Consider the following 19,630-nt stretch of genomic DNA (forward strand, 5'->3'; position numbering starts at 1 on the left):
GCTTCAGGAATTGAACTGATGGCGATTGAGGAGATATTCAGCACGCTGCAGTCGAAGTTCGGCTCGGACATCGTGCTGAAGCTTGCGACCGACGCAAAAGATCCTTGGATCGAAATTGCAGCGGAACGCGTCGTCGACGTCGCGTTTTTTCTGCGAGATGACCAACGCTACCGGTTCGATCATCTCAACGATCTGACGGCCGTTGATTATTGCGAGCCGGATGAGAAAAAACGGTCGCGATTTCCGTTCGAATTACACGTCGCAGTCGTGTATCACCTGACGAGCTACGAGACGCGAAAGAGTCTCGTATTGAAGGTGCTGCTGCCCCGCTGGAAAGACGATACGCCGGGAGAGTTGCCGGAATGTCCCAGCGTCTCTTCTGTCTGGTCAATCGCCGACTGGCATGAGCGGGAAGTCTACGACCTTGTGGGAGTCCACTTCACGGATCACCCCAACCTCCGTCGCATTTTGACGTCGGAAGACTGGGTCGGGCATCCGCTCCGTAAAGACTACGAGTTTCCGCTCGAGTACCACGGAATTCGTTGCAAGTAGATTCTCAACGGAGCCGCCGCCATGCCGCCCGACGACGAAGGCAGTGACGCCCCGACTGGCGATCCGACGCTGGAGATGGCGACCGGCCTGCTGAAAGACGGTCATAAGATCGCCGCGATCAAGGTCATCCGCGAAGGCTACGGCGTGAGCCTGAAAGAGGCGAAGCAGGCGGCTGATCGGATCGAGGGCGAACTTGGAATCACGCCGACCAAAGTCGGATGCGGGGGGACGGCAGCGCTACTGCTGGTGTGTGTCGGATTGTCCGCGGCGTTAGCAACGGCAATGCCCTGGTGACCACGAAGGTCACGAACTATGGACGATTTCATCTGCCGTAAGGTGGAACCGCATGCATTGGGGCGTAGGATACGCCAGCGGCGCAAGTGTCGCGGAAACAATGGCGTCCTGACGAACTCTCATCCCCTGTTTTCTCATGCCGGTACACGCTGAAGACCCTCGTGTGATCGAGTTCGACGTCCGCACGGACGAGATGCTCATCAATATGGGGCCGCAACATCCCAGTACGCACGGCGTACTGCGCTTACTGCTGCGCACCGACGGCGAAGTCGTGCATGAAGTCACGCCGCACATCGGTTACCTGCACCGCTGTGCTGAGAAGATCGGCGAGAATCTCTCGCCCGCGCAGTGGATTCCCTACACCGACCGGATGGACTATCTGGCCGCGATGAACATGAATCTCGGGTGGTCTCTGTGTGTCGAGAAATTGCTCGAAATGCAGGTGCCCGAGAAGGCGATGGCTCTGCGGGTCGTGATCGCCGAGTTGGGACGCGTCGCCAGTCACCTCGTCGGGATGGGAGCGTACGGGCTCGATCTCGGCACATTCAGTCCGTTCCTTTATGCCTTCCGCGAGCGGGACATCATCCTCGACCTGTTCGAAGAAGCGTGCGGCGCTCGGCTGACCTACAGCTACCTCACGATTGGCGGGGCGACGCATGACCTCCCGCGCGAGATCGAGATACCGCCCGGGCTGGCGCAACTAAGTGGTATTAAACAGGGCAAAAAAATCCAGTGGGTTGATGCCGTCCGACTGTTCTGCGATTGGATGCAGCCGCGGATTAAGGAGTATCACACGCTGCTGACGACAAACGCGATCTTCATCAAGAGAACGGCGGGACTCGGCGTTCTTTCGCGTGATATGGCGATTGACCACGGCTGCACCGGTCCGGTCCTTCGCGGCAGCGGTGTTGATCATGACCTCCGGCGCGACGGGGAGTCGGTCTACACCCGAATGTATGACGGATATGACTTCAAGCCGAACTTCGCGCCTTATGAACTCATGCCGTCGGGCGTCGAGATTGGTGACAATTGGTGCCGCTTCTATCAGCGGATGCTGGAAGTCGCACAGTCACTGGATTTGGTGCGGGCTGCGTTGGACCGTTACGAAGACGCGGATGGTGAGTACCGAGTTCCTCACAAACTGATGGAGAAGTTGCCACGCGACGAGGCCTATCTCGAGACCGAGTGCCCCCGCGGGCAGATGGGCTTCTATCTGATCGGCGACGGTTCGCCGGTGCCGCTCAGAACGCGAGCGAAGAGTTCCAGCTTCTGTAATCTGTCGGTCGTCGGCCCGCTCTCGGTGGGGTGCCTCGTTGCCGATATCCCCGCAATCGTCGGCTCTCTCGACGTCGTGATGGGCGAGATCGACCGGTAGAGCCGAGCAACCCGGTGATCTGCGGCGGGTCACGAACTCACAACGCCAGTCCCAGACCGTTGGAGGTGCTAGCAACGGTCTGATTTCGTCTGATAGACAAGCCCGAGGCGCCAGCCGTCGGGAAGATCGCTGATTGATCGACCATTGGCTTGGCCTATGGCTGGTATTGAAATCGCTTCCAGCGGCTCGGTTTTAGCCGATCCTCTGTAATCTTCAGACGCAGAGTCTTCTCAAACGAACTATCAAACTTCACGGACTCAACTTCAAAAGAAATTGATCTTCCAGCGTCACACCGGGATAAGAAGTACGTCTAGTAACTTCTGTTCATTAAGGGTTCCCGGTGGCGAAATCGCTTGAGACGCTCTCTCCGTACGAATTGACCTCGGTCGAAGTCGATCAACTCCTCCGGACCAATCCGGATGATGCTCGCCTCAAGGCCCATTTCACGGCTGAGGAACTTCACGAATTGCGGAATCTCGCGGGGGCTGCGCAGCAGTCGACCCGCGGTCGCAAGCGAGTGGTCTATGTTCTCCCTGGGATTCTTGGTTCAACGCTGGGCGTCACCAGCGGGGGGAATCGGGACACGATTTGGCTTGATCCGCACTCCATCCGCAATGGCGACCTCACCAGCTTGGCCATGCGAGGGCGTTCTCGGGGCCGCGTCGAAGTGTATGGACAGTTTCCCGGCCTCTACACGCGACTGCGTTGGACGCTCTGGTGGAAAGGCAACGATGTCCGAGATTATGCGTACGATTGGCGACTGAGCATCGACGAGCTCGGCGCAGAACTACTTGAGGCATTCGATTCAGAGGAGGCCGACGAACTTTACGTTGTCGCGCACAGTATGGGAGGACTCGTCGCGCGATCTGCTTACGCGCAGGCTGATGCCGCGATGCGTAGGCGAATCAAGCGGGTCATCATGCTCGGTACGCCAAACCGGGGTTCATTCTCAGTCGTGCAAGTGCTCGACGGCAGCAATGCGACGGTTCAGTTTGCCGGCTGCCTCGACGAGCAGAACGAGACCGAAGATTTGGTCTCCGATATCTTTCGGACATTGCCCTCGATCTATCAGATGCTGCCCCATCGCGACGTCTTCAGCGCTATCGACTTATTCGATACCGATGCGTGGGGCGAAGCGAATCCGATGGGGACGAGGTTGCGCGAGGCGACCGACGTGCAAGAGTCGCTCGCTCCGGCTGATGACAAGTTTTTCCTGCTCGCCGGCGTCGACCAACCGACGGTCGTCTCGGCGTCTCTCAACCAAGAGGGCCGATTCGACTATCAGGAACACGAGACCGGAGGTGATGGAACCGTCCCTCTTGATTTCGCGTTGTATGACGGCATCGATAGCAATACGAGGACCTTCAAAGCTACGCACAATGGTTTGGTAACCAGCAACGACGTGATCAACTCCGCTGCAGAGATCATTGAGCACGGGCGGACGCAGCGTGGACTGGCCTTGCAAACCCGACGTGGCGAAGAGGTGACGACCCGAGGGCTGACCTTCGCTGCGCTGCAAGCGGGAACCTGCTATGGCGGCCGTCGCGGGAACGCGATTACTGACGCCGAAGCCGTTTCGTTCTTTCGGCGCGGCCTCATTTCCGTTCCGGGCGACCGGCTTCCCGCCCCGGGACGCCAAGGCAATAGTGCTGAAAACGAATTCGAAGAATACGGACGAATTCGGAACCTCGTCGTCGGACGTCGAAGCGACTTCCGGCTCGAGTTAGAACTTCAGCATGGCGACCTGTTCGACGTTCCTGTGCGGGCTTACGTGCTCGGTATCTTTGAAAACGTCACGCCCGGTGGACCGGCGAGACAGGTCGATGAGTTGACCGGCGGGGCCGTCACCGAGTTTCTCGAACGACGACTGCTCAACGCCGACATGGGGCGGATCTTCATGATGCCCGTGGGTCGGAATCCGCTATTGGCCGAGTTCGTGGTCTTTGCCGGCCTCGGCAGCTACAGCCAGTTTCGGTCAGACCCGACCTCCGCGGCATCGGTTCAGAAGTTTGTCGCAAGAAATATTGTGCGAACGCTGATTCAGTCCGGCATTGATGAACTGGCCATGCTCCCAGTCGGGGCATCGAGTGGTGCCGACGTCCGATCGACCATCGACAATCTTTTCCAAGGATTTGTCGAGGCGGTCCGGAACGGGACTCGGCAGCAAAAGTTTCGCCGCGTCGTCATGTGCGAAAGCGATGATGCCCGCTACGAAGAAATGCGGGAGCACGTTCTCCGCCGGTCCACGACGTCAAACACTTTGAAAGACGTCGAGATCACGATTGATGAAGTGGAGTATGGAGACCGGAATAAGTCTCGTAGCCACCGTCAATTAATCACCGGCCAGGAACAGCCGGTCTATTTGACGGTCCGGATGCCGGAGGGTTTCGACAGCTCGAAAGGATCGAGCATTGTTCGCGTCGAGTCGTCACTGCTGACCTCGGGGGGGAAAGCAACCGTCTTTAACAGAGCGAAGGATGTAAATCGGCGTGAGCTGGACGACTTATTTGCCACGCTGGATGAACTCAAAGAGAACCCCGGAACGAAATTTGACGTCGAAGATTTCGGACGCAGATTGTGCGAGCTCATTTTCGATCGCGAAATTCGCGAGGCGATGGCGAATGAAGCGATCCTGGACAAGCATCTGGTCGTCATTCACGACTCGGCCGCATCACGGATTCCCTATGAAACGATGCTCAGTGGCGACGACTTTCCGGTTCTCGGTGAGGGCTTGACGCGACGATATCTCGCCGAGAATTTGTCCGTGACGAAATGGCTGCGAAAGGTCGGACCTTCTGAAGAGATGAAGGTGCTGCTGATTTTTGATCCGACGGACGATCTTCCCGGCGCCGAGAAAGAAGGCATTTGGATTTACGACGTCCTGCGAAAGCTTCCGGGGGTTAAGGTCGAAATTCGGCGGGAAGAGAAGGCGACACTCAGTAAAGTCAGAGAGGATCTCAATTCCGGCGAGTTCGACGTCATGCATTACGCCGGGCACAGTTTTTTCGACCCGAATGACCGGGCTAATTCCGGGCTCGTGTTGGCCGACGGCGTACTGCGGGGTTCCGACCTGCTCGCACTCGAGCGCCTCCCCGCGTTGGTGATCTTCAACTCATGCGAGTCGGCACGCATTCGCCGACGCGATGCAGAGAATGGTCCGAGCGTGCAGCGGCAGCTTCGTGAAAACGTGGGCGTGGCCGAAGCCCTGTTTCGTGGCGGCATCGGCCAGTTCATCGGAACGTACTGGCCGGTCGATGACTCGGCGGCCGAAGTCTTTGCGCGGACGTTTTACGGCTCCGTACTCGGGCGTGACGAGGAGACGGCGAGCGTCGGACAGGCGGTCGCCGCCGCGCGACGGGCGGTTCATGAGGTCCACTCATACGAGTGGGCTAATTACGTCCATTACGGCGAGCCACACTTTCAATTGCGAACACGCTCGCCGTAAGCCCGCGGGCTAGAGCCTTGGGGTGGTTGACGACGCCCGTCGCTTCGATCATGTTCGGGATCCCTATTTTGCCGATGACTTAGAAAGTGCTCCATGACGCTCGCTCGAATTCCAGCCGTTGTTTTCGTGGCCATCGCTTTAGTGGGATCGTCGCTGCCGACTGATGCCGGTGATCGTCCGAATGTGTTGTTCGTGATTTGCGACGACCTCAATACCGACCTCGGTTGCTACGGTCGAGATAACGCCAATACGCCCAATATTGATCGCCTCGCTGCCTCGGGGGTCCGCTTTAAGAATGCGACCTGTCAGTTTCCACTGTGCGGGCCGAGCCGAGCCTCATTTATGACCGGGCTGTATCCCGACCAGACCGGCATCAAGAGGAACAGCATCCGGATTCGCGAGACACTGCCCGAGGTCACGAGCATGTCTCAGCACTTCCGGAACAACGGCTACGAAGCGGTGCGAATCGGAAAGATTTATCACTACAACGTACCGGCTGCGATCGGTACCCCGGGGCATGACGACCCGGCTTCGTGGGATCAGACCTTCAATTTCCGCGGTCGTGATAAAGACGAAGAAGACATTATCAATACGCTTTTGCCGGGAAGATTCGGAGCGACTCTAAGCTGGCTCGCCGCGGAGGGAAGCGATGAAGAACAAACCGACGGGATGAGCGCGACGAAGGCGGTTGAACTTCTCGAAGGTTACGGCGAGAGCGGACAACCATTCTTCCTCGCCGTCGGATTCTTCAGGCCGCACACGCCGTTCGTCGCTCCGAAGCACCACTTTGAAGATCATCCGCGGGATCAGGTCGTTGTGCCGCAGGTGCCGGACGCTGAGTATTTTGAGAGCATCCCCAAGCCTGCCGTACGATGGCTGAATCAATTTAAGGAGCAGAAGAATCTGAAGCCGGAAGTAGCGCAAGAGATCATTCAGGCCTATCGCGCTTCGATTACTTTTGCCGATGCCCAGGTCGGACGCCTCCTCGACGCGCTGGACCGTAGCGGACTCGCCGAAAATACGATCGTCGTGTTCACTTCGGACCACGGTTACCACATGGGCGAAAAGGGGCATTATCAAAAGCGGACGCTTTTCGATCGCGGGTCGCAAGTTCCTTACATCGTCCGAGCGCCCGGCTGTCAACAAGGCGTTTCCACCGAGGCTCCCGCCGAGATGGTCGACTTTTACCCCACGCTCTCTGAACTCGCGGGGCTCGATACGCCCGATTTCGTTTCGGGCGTCAGCCAGGTTGCCGTCCTCAAGGCACCGCAAGACTCGGTGCGACAGGCGGCCCTGACGGAGCTCTACGGTGGATACAGCATTCGTACGCCGCGCTACCGTTACACGTCTTGGGGACAGGACGGCGAAAAGGGAACCGAATTGTATGACCACGAATCGGATGCTGCAGAAGCTGTCAATCTGGCGGGGCATCCCGACTACGAGCAGACAGAAAAACGCTTGGCAAAACTGCTCGCCGAGCGCGTTGCCGCCGCGAAAGAGATGCCCCCCAACCTGAAGCGAACACCGCTGAAGAAAAAGCGGCGTGGTTGAGCCGGGTTACCGTAGCTCAAAAAGCGTTTGCGACCTGACGATGGCGTATTCGTCAGGAAACGTGTGAAACGCATGGACGAGTAGCGAAGTCGGTTCTGCGGAAACGCGGGCCAGACTGACCGGTTCGGCGTGCATTCGATTGCCGGGATGAAACCGATAGGCCACATCGGCTCGGCTGGCATCAAGCAGCATTTCCTCGTGCAGCCGCGCGAAGACTTCCGAGTCGAGACGCTCGATCTGATAGCTCGCCTGATAGCTCAAGTCGTTACCAAACTCTCGCTCATCATTGCGGAGTCCGATGATGCGGCGATTCTTGAGGCAGTCACGCTCAGGAAGCGTGATCGTTCCGATGCCGATGACCTCGGTCACGGTCCGCTCCTCGTTCCGCAGCGAGATCACATGCCCGGCATCGGCGAGCACGACGCTGCCGCTGTACGAGGGCTGCTCGAACCGCAACGTGGCCCGAGACTCGATCAGCTCCGGGTGAACACTGCGGTCATAGAGTTGAAAGACCAAGTCGCTAACGACCGGCCGAACAGTACCTACCGCCACTCTCTTGCCTGCTTTGAATCGGTGATTTGACCCGCTTGTCGCCAGAATTATAGGTCATGACTGACCCGGGCGAAATGAAATCAACGGGCGCTAGCGGGGAGTCGAAAAAAGTCGCGGAAGGTCGGGATTGCCGCTTGACTCCAACTCCAACAATCGTTTCTTCAAACTAGTACCGCCGAAGCCCGAAAATCCGCCCAAGCGACCGTCGGAGGCGAGAACCCGGTGGCAGGGCAAAACGATCGGCAAGCGATTCAATCGCATCACATTTCCAACCGCTCGGGCCGCCTGAGGAGATCCGGCTTCCGCAGCGAGAGAACCGTAGGTGGCAGTGCGTCCGTAGTCGAGCCGGGTAAGTCGGCGGACTACCTTGGCGGTGAAGGGCGGAAGGTCGGTGCAGTCGAATGACAAATCGAGAAACGAAATCGGCTCCCCGGAGAAATAGTGCAGCAGACGTTCCGCCAGAATCTCTTGATCAACGTCGAGCCGGACGCCGGGCGTCTCAAATCGCTTCTCCTCGTTCAATTCGGCCAAGGCGGCGGAGCGTTCGGCATGACCGATGACGATATCGGTCACTATTCCTCTCGAACCCGCGATCGCGAACCATCCCAGCGGCGATTCGACGACCGTGTGATGAGCCTGCGAACTCTGTGCTGCCGGCATGATGGCTTCTCTCAAAGATGAAAATCATGGAATTGCTGAGACAATCACAATTCCTTCTCGGGCGAACGTGGTGACCGAGCGGCACTTTGACCGGCTATGACCCGACCGATAAGATAGCGGACCCGCGGATTTAGCCAATCCCCACTCGCTTTTCTCACATACATATCGGGGACACCGATGGACGTCTACGGCTCATTCGCCGACGACTTCTACGTGAATATGAACCTCAATACCGAGATGCGTTTGCCCGACGGTCGGGAAACGATTCTCGCGTTCTTGGAACGGGTTCAGAAGCAATATCCGGTCTTGAGAAATTTTTACACCCGGGACAATGGCGACTTCGTCCTCGAAGAGGATAAGGACAAGGGCCATCAGCGTTGGGTCACCCTCGAACCGCGTCGGATTTGCAGCGGATATATCAATCCGGAATCGGTCGACGCCGCGGTCGAGCAGCATCTGCTGGTTCTTCAATTGGTACCGTACATGTTGAGTGTCTCACCGCTCGACTGCGAGGCGCTCGATTACATGATGGGCTTCGACTTCAATTATCGAGGCAATCATGATGAGGTCGTCGCGGAAGCCCTCGGCACGGGCACCGCGCTCGACGGAATGACCGACATCCCAGGCTCGAAAATTTTGAACTTCGAGCCCAACATCACCGTTGCCCTCGATGAAGACTGCCGGACTCAGGCGCGGCTGTTGGTCGAGACTCGCACTAACGCCTATCAAGTGCGGCGATCCGAATTTCCCGAGGATCAAATCAGCATTTACTTCACGGTGCGGCAGTACGGGAGTCTGGATACCGGTGATACTTACGAAGACCGGCTGCTGACGCTCAAGCAGCACGCCGAGGACTTGATGCAGCAGTACGTCGTTGAGGCGGTGCTCAGGCCGCTGGCTCAGGCGATCGCGACGAAGTAAGCGCCGTCAACCGTCTTCGCCGTTGGCGGTCTGCAGCGCGGCTGCTTCGTCGAGGACGCGGCCGAGTTCTTCGAGATTGATCGGCTTGGTCAGGTGCACGTCGAATCCTGATTGCCGCGATTGCAAGAGATGGTGCTTCTGTCCGTAGCCGGTCAAGGCGATTAAGAACAACTCTTCCGGTGGGCGGGATCGGCGAACTCTTTTCGCGACTTCCCAGCCGTCCAGTTTCGGCAGCCCGATATCGACGATCGCGATCCGAGGCTCACGTCGCTCGATCTGGTGCAACGCCTCCTCGCCGTCGGATGCTTCGATCACATCGTAGCCGAGACTCTCCACGTTGCAGCGGGTCACGTAGCGAAGTGCATCGAGGTCTTCGACGACCAGGACCGTCTCCGAATAATCATTCCGCCTTGCTCGGGGTTTCGGGGCGACCGATTCTTCCAAAGGCTGCGACGGATCGAGCAGGGGAAACGTGAGTCGGAATGTCGACCCGCGCCCCGGACCATCACTCGATGCCACGATCGAACCTCCGTGAAGTTCGGTCAGCTTTTTCACGACGGCCAAGCCGATCCCGAGTCCGCTCTCCTTAGTGTGTGTCCGATGTTTCAATTGAACGAACGGGTCGAAAATGCTTTGAAGATTGTCGTCTGCGATTCCGTCGCCATTGTCCCGCACCTGCACCAGGATCGTTCCGGCGGCGACTTCGGCGGAGACGTGAATCGATCCTTCATTTGGCGTGTACTTGGCGGCGTTGCTGAGCAAATTTGAGAAGACCTGCCGCAGCCTCGACTTATCGCCGTCGACCGGGGCGGTGGTCGCTGGCAGTTCGACGGTTAAGGTCTGTGATTTCTGCTCGAACCGTGGATCAAGTTCCCGCGTGATATCCTGGAGCAGTTCGATCATATCGAACGGCGACGTCTCGAGCTTAATTTTTCCCTGCCAAACCCGTGAGATGTCGAGCAGGTCATCGAGCAGCCGTTTCATGTGCTGCACCTGACGTCCGATCGTTTCGATCGTAAAGGTCAATTGCTCGTCGAGCCCCGACATCCGACGTTTCAGCAATTCACTCGCGTAAGACATTGTCGCGAGCGGATTTCTTAATTCGTGTGATAAGGTCGATAGGAATTGATCACGCTGCCTTGTCGATTCGACCGCGTCGTCGAGGTCTTGGCGATAGTCGGTTACGTCGCGCAGTGTCTCCAGGTAGGCGGTCTCTCCGGCCCACTCAATTTCGCTGTAGCGGATCTCGACGGTCAGCGTTTCAAACTCCGTTCCGCGTTCTCGAACGATGTTGACTTCACACGAATCTTCATCGGCGGAAGGGGAGCCGAAGTCCGATCCGACCAGTTCCTCGTGCGATCGTCCCAGGAGCATTTCGGCCGATCGATTCGCAAATAAAACCTTGCCGGTCTCATTGACGACAAGCATCCCGTCGATGTTTTCATCAATAAGCCGGCGGACCTCGCTCTCCACGAGCCGCGACGATTCGCCGATAGAGTTCCGTGCGATCGCCGAATAAAAGGCGTGGCGGAGGACCGAGTGCGAAATATTATCGCAGGCGACATACTCGACCGCGCCGGCGTCGAGTGCCGTCGCCGCATGGAGACGATCAGGAATGACCGTCAACAGCGGAATCGAGCGATGCCGATCGGCGATGCCCAATATGATTTTGGACACCCATCGCGAGTCGAAGGCGCATAGGTCCAAGGCAATAATATCGCAAGCCGCTTCTTTGAGCCGACTGGTGATCTCAGCATCGAAGGCTTCGAGAAACTTTCGAGAGTCTTGACTGGCGTGGACTTGTACCTCGACCAAATCGAATTCGTCACGAAGCTCATCGACGAACGATTGCAAACCGGTTTGCGCGATCGGCCGGTTCGCGAAGTACAAGATGCGTGGATGTTGGTTCGTCGACTCCGTCATCAGTTCAAACTCACCGAACCAATTGCAATTCTAATTCATTCTTCAGCGAACTGCCGCGAATTATCGCGATCCTTCTGCCGTCAACTTCAATTCTCAGTGGGCATTAATCCGAACAGGACCGGCGGCGCGTTCTTGATGACGTCACCAATATTGATGCCGTTCCCGTCGATTGTGAACTCGCGGAGCGATTGCGAATCCGGACGATTTCGCGACGAATGATTCCGTCGTCACTAGATTGCAAAAATAGTGCGGCGAGCGAGTCGAGTACGACAACGTCCGCATCAATCTCATCAATGGCCTGCTCGATCTGGGCGAGGACGCCGGACAGGTCGTAGCTGCCGGATTCACTCATGACCTCATGATCGATTGAGGCATCGATGAGAATGAGTCGTCCATCGGCTTCGAACTGCCGCAGACTCCAATCAAAGCTCTGAACGTTCCGGATGATATCTTCCGGTTTTTCTTCGAACGACACGAAGACGGCATTCATGCCGCGATCGGACTGCAGGTGAAAGAGGGTCTCGGCGCAGAACAGGGTCTTGCCGGAACCGGAGGAACCCGAAATGAGCGTGCTTCGCCCTTTGACGAGACCGCCGCCGCTGATCTCGTTGAAGCCGGAAATACCGATCGGAAGTCGTTCAATCGGCTCGACGGGACGGAGTCTGTTCGAAGTTGCGTCCATTAAAATGCCTTAATCGCTTAACGCTTCGACCGAACCTTATTCGACGCCCCGGCGCGGAATTCCCAGCCCTTCGAAAAAGCGAGCGGCGTCAGAAAGATCACCGATGACCTTCCGCTGAGGAAGCGGAGTCACGCGCACTGCCATTGGTGTGGCAATCACTCGGTGCTGACGAGCGAGGGCGGGATTTTTCAGAATGTCGATGACTTCGACGGCACATTGCTCGCCAAGTGAGTCTTCGCACAGGCGTTCCAAATTGCTCACGGCGCGGCGGCTCAGATTGCTATCGCCAGCGATGAATAGCAGCAATTCGAACATGCACGCCTAAGCCGTAGGGCTGTAAGGGACGTTGATCGTTACACTGAGTGGCTATTCACGACGGCAAGTGCGAATCGGAGGGATGCGAACCCAGAATTAGCCAACAGTTTACCAGCAGGTGATTTTAGCAAAACCCGATGCCGTCATCGGCCGCTTGATTTGAGGGTTTCCCCTAGTTGTTTGCTGATTCAGAGTTGCGACTGGGCGGCTGTACAATCTGCGGTCGCGTCCCGTCCGTCGCGATCCGGAGCCAGATCGGCACTGTTGTAGCTCACGCTGGAAAATTCGCTTGCATCGATCCGATGCCGACCAATGATCGAGGAAGATTTCGACCGCCTGCACGTTCGCCAAATTCATGCAAGACTCGTCAAGTCACGTTGGCCATCGCGCCTTCCGCAGCCTCTGTCTGACGGGACTGTTCGTCTGGTGGGCGCTCTGCGCCGTCGCGACCCATATGCCGTTGCCAGACGGCCCCGGCGGTCCCGATATTCCCAATCTGGACAAGGTCGTCCATCTTGTCATGTATAGCGGACTGGCGTTGCTGTTTATTGGAGCGATCGGCGGCTTGCGGCCTCCGACGACTCGAAATTACATCATGACCGCACTCGTGTTGGCGGCTTACGGGATTGTCGACGAACTAACGCAAATTCCTGTCGGTCGAACCGCCGACCCGATCGACTGGCTGGCCGACCTTTGCGGAATCGCCGCCGGGTTATTGATCGCCCGATACGGATTCGCAGCGCTAGCGCCGGCCGAAGCGTAACGATCTGCGGAGCGCTCCCTACCGGTCGCGGCGAAACGGATAAGCAATCGCTACTCGCCTTGGCCCAGTGAGTAGCCGCGTTCCCCGTCGAACATGCAGAGGTGCTCAGTCTTGATGAAGTCGAGACCGGCCTCTTCGCATCGGTTCAAAAGACCAATGATCTGCTTGTGCGTCACCGGACTGTCTTTCTCCGCGGCATCCGAGATGAAGCGGCAACGCCAGTGATCGGTGCAGAAGGTTTCGGGGAAACCACCGGGCCAAACTTTGACCCCGCGATTCGTGATCATTTTGATCTTAATGCCGTCTGAGGAAACCTCTTCGAGCTTCTTGCCCAGTTCCTCCGGCGTGCAGGTGGGGTCGTCGATGAAGACGTCGACGCCGACCAGTTCCTTCTTCTCGTTGGTGCGGGGGCTTGGCTTGATCTCGCCCAGTCCGGCTGCTTCCCTCGGGTAACGCTTCACCGTCAGCGTTTCGGGTTCTTGTCCGAGCCGCGCGACGACCGCTTCGGCAAACTCTTTTGTGCCGACTTTTTCTTTGCTGTGGCTGTCGGTGTAAATGTCGTACGTGTGGATGCCATCTTCGATCGTCTTGAGCCACGCGTTGTGGATGCGTTCGGCGATATCCTGCTGGCCGAGATAGACGAGCATCTGAATGCCGCCATGCAGCAGGCCGGTCGGGTTGGCCAGATTCTGTCCCGCGCGACGCGGCGCTGAACCGTGAATCGCTTCGAACATCGCGAACCCGTCGCCGATATTCGCCGAACCCGCCAGGCCGACCGAACCGGTGATTTGAGCGGCGACGTCGGAAAGGATGTCGCCGTACAGGTTCGGCATAATGATGACATCGAACTTCTCGGGCGTATCGGCGAGCTTGGCGGCCCCGATATCGACGATCCAGTGTTCGTTTTCGATGTCCGGATAATCGGCAGCGACTTCGTCAAAGACCTTATGAAACAGACCATCGGTCAGTTTCATGATGTTGTCTTTGGTGAAGCACGACACCTTGCTGCGGCCATTGGCCTTGGCGTATTCGAATCCGAATCGGCAAATCTTTTCGCAGCCGGGGCGCGAGATCAGTTTGAGGCACTGCGTGACCTCGCGGGTCTGCTGGTGCTCGATGCCGGCGTAGGTGTCCTCTTCGTTCTCCCGAACGATCACCACGTCCATCACCGGATGCTTCGTCTCAACGAAGGGGTGGTATGACGCACAGGGTCGGATATTGGCGTAAAGGCCGAGCGTCTTACGGATCGTGACGTTGAGGCTTTTGAAGCCGCCCCCCTGCGGGGTCGTGATCGGGGCCTTGTAGAACACCTTGGTGCGACGCAGCGAATCCCAGGCAGAGGGCTCGATGCCGGAGGTATGGCCGCTTGAGTAGACCTGTTCGCCGATCTGAATTTCTTCAATATCGAGCCGCGCCCCGGCCTCCTTCAGGATATGAAGGCTCGCATCCATGATTTCCGGGCCGATGCCGTCGCCTTTGGCTACGGTAATGGGACAAGCTTCGCTCACAGGTCAATTCCTCTCAGTGATGTCGAACAATTATCATTTTCAAATCGATCACGTCGGCGACGGCGTAACCGGTCGAGCCAGTTTCGTCGGACGCAGACAATACCACAAGACTGCGGGCAACTCACGCGTCGGGATCGCGTTCGATTTCAGCATGTGGCCCTCGCAGCCACAATCTTCGCCCAATCAGCAAGGTCGGGAAAATCCTGTTCGGAGCTGTTCGATCTTCGATCGGGCCGCGCACTTCGGCAAATGATCGTTCACCATCCCCATCGCCTGCATGAATGCGTAAGCGGTCGTCGGGCCGACGAATTTCCAGCCCCGGCGTTTGAGCTGCTTGCTCAGTTGCTTCGATTCGTCGCAGGTGGAGCGAAGTTGCCATTTCGACGCCGGCACCAGCTGCGGTTCGAATTGCCAAACGAATGACGCCAGCGAGCCACACTCTTCGACAAGCTCGATCGCCCGCCGGGCGTTGTTGATCGTCGATTCGATTTTGCCGCGATGACGGACGATGCCCGCATCGCCGAGGAGCCGGTCGACATCGCGGTCGCCGAAACGGGCGACCTTCTCAAATTCGAAGTTCGCGAACGCCGCGCGAAAGTTCTCGCGCTTGCGGAGGATCGTCAGCCACGACAAACCGGACTGAAATCCTTCCAGACACAGTTTCTCGAACAGCCGCCGGTCTTCGGCGACTGGAACTCCCCATTCTTCATCGTGATAACTCCGATAGAGTGGATCGTCGCCGCACCACCAGCAACGCCGAATTCCGTCTTCGCATCGAACGACTTTGGCGACCGCTTCCATGGGCAACTTTCTTAATCACGAATTTCAATCGAATGGCCCGCAAAGCTGCCGTCAACTTGCCAAGGGCATCCGACTCCGGTCAGGATAGTGACCGATAGTGACCGCTCAGGCGATCTGTCTTTGTCCGAGCACAATCTTCCGCACATATTTTTTCAGCTCTGTTCAGCATCATTGTTCGCTCATGATCTCGATCGCTATGAAAATATCGCCTCTGGCGCTGCTCGCCGCTTTCACTTTCTCCGCGCTCGCTTCGGCTGCGGACCTCACGGTCGAAAAGATCGACGACCGTCGTCCGAAGAACGTGATCTTCGTGCTCTCTGACGATCACCGCTTCGATGCGATGGGCTTTCTCGGAAAATATCCGTGGCTCAAGACGCCGAACATGGATCGGCTCGCCTCCGAGGGCGTCCATTTCCCCAACGCGTTTGTCACAACCTCGCTGTGTTCACCGAGCCGGGCCTCGATCCTGACCGGCCAGTACATGCACAAGCACGGAATCGTCGACAACAACGTCAATATTCGATCGGGCACGCGGCTGTTCCCTGAATACCTTCAAGAGGCCGGCTATCAAACCGCCTTCGTCGGCAAGTGGCATATGGGCGGGCATGGAGACGATCCGCAGCCCGGCTTCGACCATTGGGTCAGCTTCCGGGGGCAGGGGCACTACAACCCGGGTCGGGGGATCATGCTGAATATCGATGGCAAACGGACCCCGCAGAAGGGCTACATTACCGATGAACTGACCGACCATGCGATCAACTGGCTCGACGAGACAAAGCGCGATCAGCCCTTCTTCCTCTACCTGTCGCACAAGGCTGTCCACGCCGATTTTTCACCGGCCGAGCGGCATAAGACTTTGTACGAGGACGTCGAAGTCGAAACACCGGTGACGCAGGCCGATACCGAAGAGAACTACCACCTCAAGCCGAGGTGGGTCCGCGACCAGCGCAACAGTTGGCACGGAGTCGACTTCCCCTATCACTCGACGCTCGACGTGAAGGAATACTTCAAGAACTATTGCCGGGCTCTCAAGGGCGTCGACGAGAGCTTGGGACGCGTTTTGCAGTGGCTCGATGATGAAGGCGTTGCGGACGACACGCTCGTTCTCTACATGGGTGACAACGGCTTCCTGTTCGGCGAGCACGGGCTGATCGACAAGCGGAACGCTTACGAAGAATCAATGCGGGTGCCGCTGTTGGGCCGATGTTCCAGTCTGTGGAGTCCCGGGCAGACCGTGGAAAGCGTCGTCGCCAATATCGATATCGGCCCGACCGTACTGGCGGCCGCCGGGGTGAAAACCCCGCAGCAGATGGACGGGGCCAGCTTTCTCGATCTTCAATCGATTCAGGCCGAGGACTCCGACTGGCGGGACTTCCTGCTCTATGAATATTACTGGGAATTCAATTTTCCGCAGACGCCGACCACGTATGCCTTGCGCGGCGAGCAGTACAAGTTCATCCAGTACCACGGCATCTGGGATTGCGACGAACTCTACGACCTGAAGGCCGACCCGAACGAACGCGACAACCTGATCTTCGAGCCGGAGCACAAGCAACTTGTCGATCGGCTGCGGAAACGGCTTTACAAAGAGCTGTCTTCGAGGGGGGCGGCACGGGTTCCCTTTAGCGAAAAGGAGAACCACGGGCGCGGGTTACGAATCGACAACGGCAAGGGGGGCGGCGACTTCCCGAAACCGTTCATCCGGGATGAGCCGGTCAACCGCAACGCAAGCTGAGGCTGGTCGCGGCCGCACTGGCGAATGGCAACCTTCCTAACCGGTACCGGGTCATCCGGCTCAAGCGGTGGTGACGTTTTCGGTCGCTTTGCAGGTGGAATGAGCTGAGGCGTTGGATGCGTCAGCTTCGTCACCCGCGATGTGGTCGTCGACGGCGCTCGTGGCGAATTCGGCGACTCTGCGGTCGTATTCGTCCGGGTTGAGGTCGCGGGCCTGATTGTGTTTGGCCTTTTTCACGACCCATACTGTCGCCCATTCATCACCGATCCGTCGAGCCAGTTTCTGGGGGATATCGGTTGGAATGTAGCTATCGTTTCCGTCGGCAATGATGAGCGTCGGTGTGCCCTTCAAGTAGGGAAGCTCTTGCTCATGAACGACGTATCGCACCCCTTTGCGGTACTGGCTGACGATGCGGACGAGTTTCATTGTGCTGGCGAGGTGCCATCGGGGAAGGCCGCGAATAAACCATCGGGGCACATACAACTCGGCCCATCGATAAGTGAAATACATGATCATCGCGTCGATCGACATCACACCCTCGCAAATGACCCGATCGACGAAGCCGAGTCGAGCGGAAGCGATCAGAGCCGCACTGCCTCCGCGACTGATGCCGAATGCGACCAGAGGTTTGCCTTCGTAGTCCGGTATTTTTCGAGCGAAGCGAAGCACGGCCGCGGCGTCGCGAATCTCAAATTCGGTCGGCCAGTGTGACGGCTTGTAGTCGGGTTCGTAGTCGCTGTCACCCTGATTGCGAAAGTCGACCGTCAACAGGTCAAAGCCTGCCTTCCGCAGTCCCGCCGCGTAGCGGACCGCCGACCAGCGTGATCCGGCGAACTCGGGAAAGAACACACCGATCCCGACGGCGTCTCTCGTCGTGTCATCACGCGAGATCAGATTCGCCGCGAGCCTCCGATCGTCACGTGTCGTTATGTCTCGCGGCGTCGCACGGTCGACCGGCGATGATTCTTTGACGTTAAACGGTGGCTGCCGCTCGAACATCGGCAGCGCCATCGTGACTGCGAAAATGCGGAAGCCGATGTCAAGAGCCAGCAAGACTCCCAACACGACGAGTAGCGCGATTTGCCAATAATCCACGACAAGCACGACCCGTTCTGAGTGACCCCGGAAGCCGGTTTCGCGTTGGCGAACCGCCGACCGATCCATGTCAGTCTTTGAAGCGCGAAAGAATCAAAGACACGTTCTGTCCGCCGAAACCGAAGCTGTTCGAGAGCGCGTGGTCGATTTTACGCTCGCGTGACTCATTGGGAATATAGTCGAGATCGCAATCGGGGTCGGGAGTCGAATAATTGATCGTCGGAGGGAGGACACCGTCCTCGATCGCGAGCAGACAGGTGATCGCTTCGACGCTGCCGGCGGCCCCGATCAGGTGACCCACCATGCTCTTGATGCTGGAGACCGGCACGTCGTAGGCCTTCTCGCCGAGGGCACCTTTGATGGCCAGAGTTTCGACGCGGTCGTTGACCTGGGTGCTGGTGCCGTGAGCGTTGATATACCCCAAGTCTTCCGGATTCAGACTCGCATCTTCCAACGCCATTTTGATCGCAGCGGTCGCCCCGCGGCCTTCGGGGTGAATATCGGTAATGCGGTAAGCATCGGCGGTCACGCCGTAGCCATTGATCTCGCCGAGAATCGGGGCCCCGCGCTCCTTGGCCCGCTCCAAGTCTTCGAGGATCAACATGCCGGCTCCTTCGCCGAGCACGAACCCGTCACGCTCTTTGTCGAAAGGCCGACTGGCGGTTTCCGGTGACTCGTTCCGTCTTGACAGAGCGGTCAGCAGACTGAAGCCGGTGATGCCGAAGGCGTGAATCATCGTGTGAGCGCCGCCGGAGAGCATGACGTCGGCATCACCGCGACGAATGATCTCAGCCGCTTCGCCAATCGCCTGGCTACTGGCCGCACAGGCCGTCAGACAGTTGAGATTCGGTCCCTGCGCGTTGAATAAACTCGCGAGGTGACCGGCCGTCATGTTCGGCTCTTGGTCGAGCTCTTCCTGCGGATTGAGCTGCTCCAAGCCGACCTTTGTGAAGGTTTCGACATCCAGCTCACCGTTCTTTTCAGCCTTCGCGACCATCTCCATAAAGGTTTTGAAGTCCTGCTCACCCTCGCCGGCCCCGAGGTAGACGCCGAAGCGGGCGGGATCGAGGGAGCTGTCGTCGCCGATTCCCGAATCGCCGACAGCCTGCATCGCGGCGCCGATCGCGTAGTGAATATTGCGGCCCGAAAGTTTGAAGCGGTCGATGTTGTCGAGGTACTTCGAGAGCTGGTACCCCTTTACCTCGGCGGCGAAGGTCGTCGGGAAGTGCGACGCATCAAAATTCTTGATCGGCGCGATCCCGCATTTCCCTTCCTTCAGCGACGAGAAGAACTCGGCCGGGGTGTGCCCGGTCGGTGTGATACAGCCGATTCCCGTTACGACAACGCGCCGTCGCATGTCACTGCTCCAAAAGCTTGATGAGGTGTCTTCAGTTTACGCGAGCAGGCCGGGAGGGGGGAAGTCGTGCTTGGCGACAGTCACTGGGAGCGCGACCGCGG

General features: G+C 57.9%; 17 protein-coding genes. 8 read left to right on the plus strand and 9 right to left on the minus strand.

Annotation, left to right across the window (positions count from 1 at the left end; genetic code table 11):
* The first annotated feature begins 18 nt into the window (after positions 1 to 18).
* From Pan189_RS08640 to Pan189_RS08660, 5 genes are all read left to right on the plus strand, one after another.
* Positions 19 to 552, plus strand: a complete 534-nt coding sequence (locus Pan189_RS08640; RefSeq protein ID WP_145363522.1) for an NADH-quinone oxidoreductase subunit C — start codon at positions 19 to 21, stop codon at positions 550 to 552.
* Positions 553 to 573: 21 nt separating this feature from the next.
* Positions 574 to 846, plus strand: coding sequence for a hypothetical protein (locus Pan189_RS08645; protein WP_145363523.1), 273 nt, complete (start codon positions 574 to 576; stop codon positions 844 to 846).
* Between the two features lie 136 nt (positions 847 to 982).
* Positions 983 to 2,221 (plus strand): NADH-quinone oxidoreductase subunit D, encoded by a 1,239-nt coding sequence (locus tag Pan189_RS08650; protein WP_145363524.1) that lies wholly within the window; start codon positions 983 to 985, stop codon positions 2,219 to 2,221.
* 340 nt (positions 2,222 to 2,561) lie between these two features.
* Positions 2,562 to 5,666 carry a CHAT domain-containing protein gene (locus Pan189_RS08655; protein ID WP_145363525.1) on the plus strand — a complete coding sequence of 1,035 codons (3,105 nt, stop codon included), beginning with the start codon at positions 2,562 to 2,564 and terminating at the stop codon, positions 5,664 to 5,666.
* Positions 5,667 to 5,759: 93 nt separating this feature from the next.
* On the plus strand, positions 5,760 to 7,217 hold the full coding sequence (locus Pan189_RS08660; RefSeq protein ID WP_145363526.1) for a sulfatase: 1,458 nt from the start codon (positions 5,760 to 5,762) through the stop codon (positions 7,215 to 7,217).
* 6 nt (positions 7,218 to 7,223) lie between these two features.
* Here Pan189_RS08660 and Pan189_RS08665 read toward each other — a convergent pair whose 3' ends face one another.
* Together Pan189_RS08665 and Pan189_RS08670 are read right to left on the minus strand one after the other, a co-directional pair.
* A complete protein-coding gene (locus Pan189_RS08665; RefSeq protein WP_310821261.1) occupies positions 7,224 to 7,769 on the minus strand; it encodes a DUF2617 family protein in 546 nt (181 codons plus the stop codon).
* A 90-nt stretch (positions 7,770 to 7,859) separates the two neighbouring features.
* The gene (locus Pan189_RS08670) at positions 7,860 to 8,429 is read right to left on the minus strand and encodes a methylated-DNA--[protein]-cysteine S-methyltransferase (RefSeq protein ID WP_145363528.1); all 570 of its coding nucleotides are present in this window, start codon (positions 8,427 to 8,429) and stop codon (positions 7,860 to 7,862) included.
* Positions 8,430 to 8,606: 177 nt separating this feature from the next.
* Here Pan189_RS08670 and Pan189_RS08675 point away from each other — a divergent pair, with 177 nt between their 5' ends.
* Entirely contained in the window at positions 8,607 to 9,350 is a 744-nt protein-coding gene (locus Pan189_RS08675; RefSeq protein ID WP_145363529.1) for a hypothetical protein, read from the plus strand.
* A 6-nt stretch (positions 9,351 to 9,356) separates the two neighbouring features.
* On the opposite strand, the gene Pan189_RS08680 is transcribed toward Pan189_RS08675, so the two are convergent.
* From Pan189_RS08680 to Pan189_RS08690, 3 genes are all read right to left on the minus strand, one after another.
* A complete protein-coding gene (locus Pan189_RS08680) occupies positions 9,357 to 11,273 on the minus strand; it encodes a hybrid sensor histidine kinase/response regulator (RefSeq protein ID WP_145363530.1) in 1,917 nt (638 codons plus the stop codon).
* A 103-nt stretch (positions 11,274 to 11,376) separates the two neighbouring features.
* Positions 11,377 to 11,955, minus strand: a complete 579-nt coding sequence (locus Pan189_RS08685; RefSeq protein ID WP_145363531.1) for an ATPase domain-containing protein — start codon at positions 11,953 to 11,955, stop codon at positions 11,377 to 11,379.
* 36 nt (positions 11,956 to 11,991) lie between these two features.
* Positions 11,992 to 12,270 carry a circadian clock KaiB family protein gene (locus Pan189_RS08690; RefSeq protein ID WP_145363532.1) on the minus strand — a complete coding sequence of 93 codons (279 nt, stop codon included), beginning with the start codon at positions 12,268 to 12,270 and terminating at the stop codon, positions 11,992 to 11,994.
* Between the two features lie 355 nt (positions 12,271 to 12,625).
* Between Pan189_RS08690 and Pan189_RS08695 the strand changes: the two genes are divergently transcribed.
* Positions 12,626 to 13,033: a VanZ family protein gene (locus tag Pan189_RS08695; protein ID WP_145363533.1), complete on the plus strand. Its 408-nt coding sequence runs from the start codon at positions 12,626 to 12,628 to the stop codon at positions 13,031 to 13,033.
* A gap of 50 nt (positions 13,034 to 13,083) precedes the next feature.
* Here the strand turns inward: Pan189_RS08695 and Pan189_RS08700 are convergent, their stop codons facing one another.
* Positions 13,084 to 14,484 carry an NADP-dependent isocitrate dehydrogenase gene (locus tag Pan189_RS08700; RefSeq protein ID WP_375154910.1) on the minus strand — a complete coding sequence of 467 codons (1,401 nt, stop codon included), beginning with the start codon at positions 14,482 to 14,484 and terminating at the stop codon, positions 13,084 to 13,086.
* A gap of 240 nt (positions 14,485 to 14,724) precedes the next feature.
* Positions 14,725 to 15,342, minus strand: coding sequence for a DNA-3-methyladenine glycosylase I (locus Pan189_RS08705; protein WP_145363535.1), 618 nt, complete (start codon positions 15,340 to 15,342; stop codon positions 14,725 to 14,727).
* Between the two features lie 196 nt (positions 15,343 to 15,538).
* Between Pan189_RS08705 and Pan189_RS08710 the strand changes: the two genes are divergently transcribed.
* Positions 15,539 to 17,077 carry a sulfatase family protein gene (locus Pan189_RS08710; protein ID WP_145363536.1) on the plus strand — a complete coding sequence of 513 codons (1,539 nt, stop codon included), beginning with the start codon at positions 15,539 to 15,541 and terminating at the stop codon, positions 17,075 to 17,077.
* A 60-nt stretch (positions 17,078 to 17,137) separates the two neighbouring features.
* Here Pan189_RS08710 and Pan189_RS08715 read toward each other — a convergent pair whose 3' ends face one another.
* Positions 17,138 to 18,241, minus strand: a complete 1,104-nt coding sequence (locus tag Pan189_RS08715) for an alpha/beta hydrolase (protein ID WP_145363537.1) — start codon at positions 18,239 to 18,241, stop codon at positions 17,138 to 17,140.
* 1 nt (position 18,242) lies between these two features.
* Entirely contained in the window at positions 18,243 to 19,529 is a 1,287-nt protein-coding gene (gene fabF / locus Pan189_RS08720; RefSeq protein WP_145363538.1) for a beta-ketoacyl-ACP synthase II, read from the minus strand.
* Between the last annotated feature and the right edge of the window lie 101 nt (positions 19,530 to 19,630).

It is taken from the genome of Stratiformator vulcanicus, assembly GCF_007744515.1.
Classification (GTDB): domain Bacteria; phylum Planctomycetota; class Planctomycetia; order Planctomycetales; family Planctomycetaceae; genus Stratiformator; species Stratiformator vulcanicus.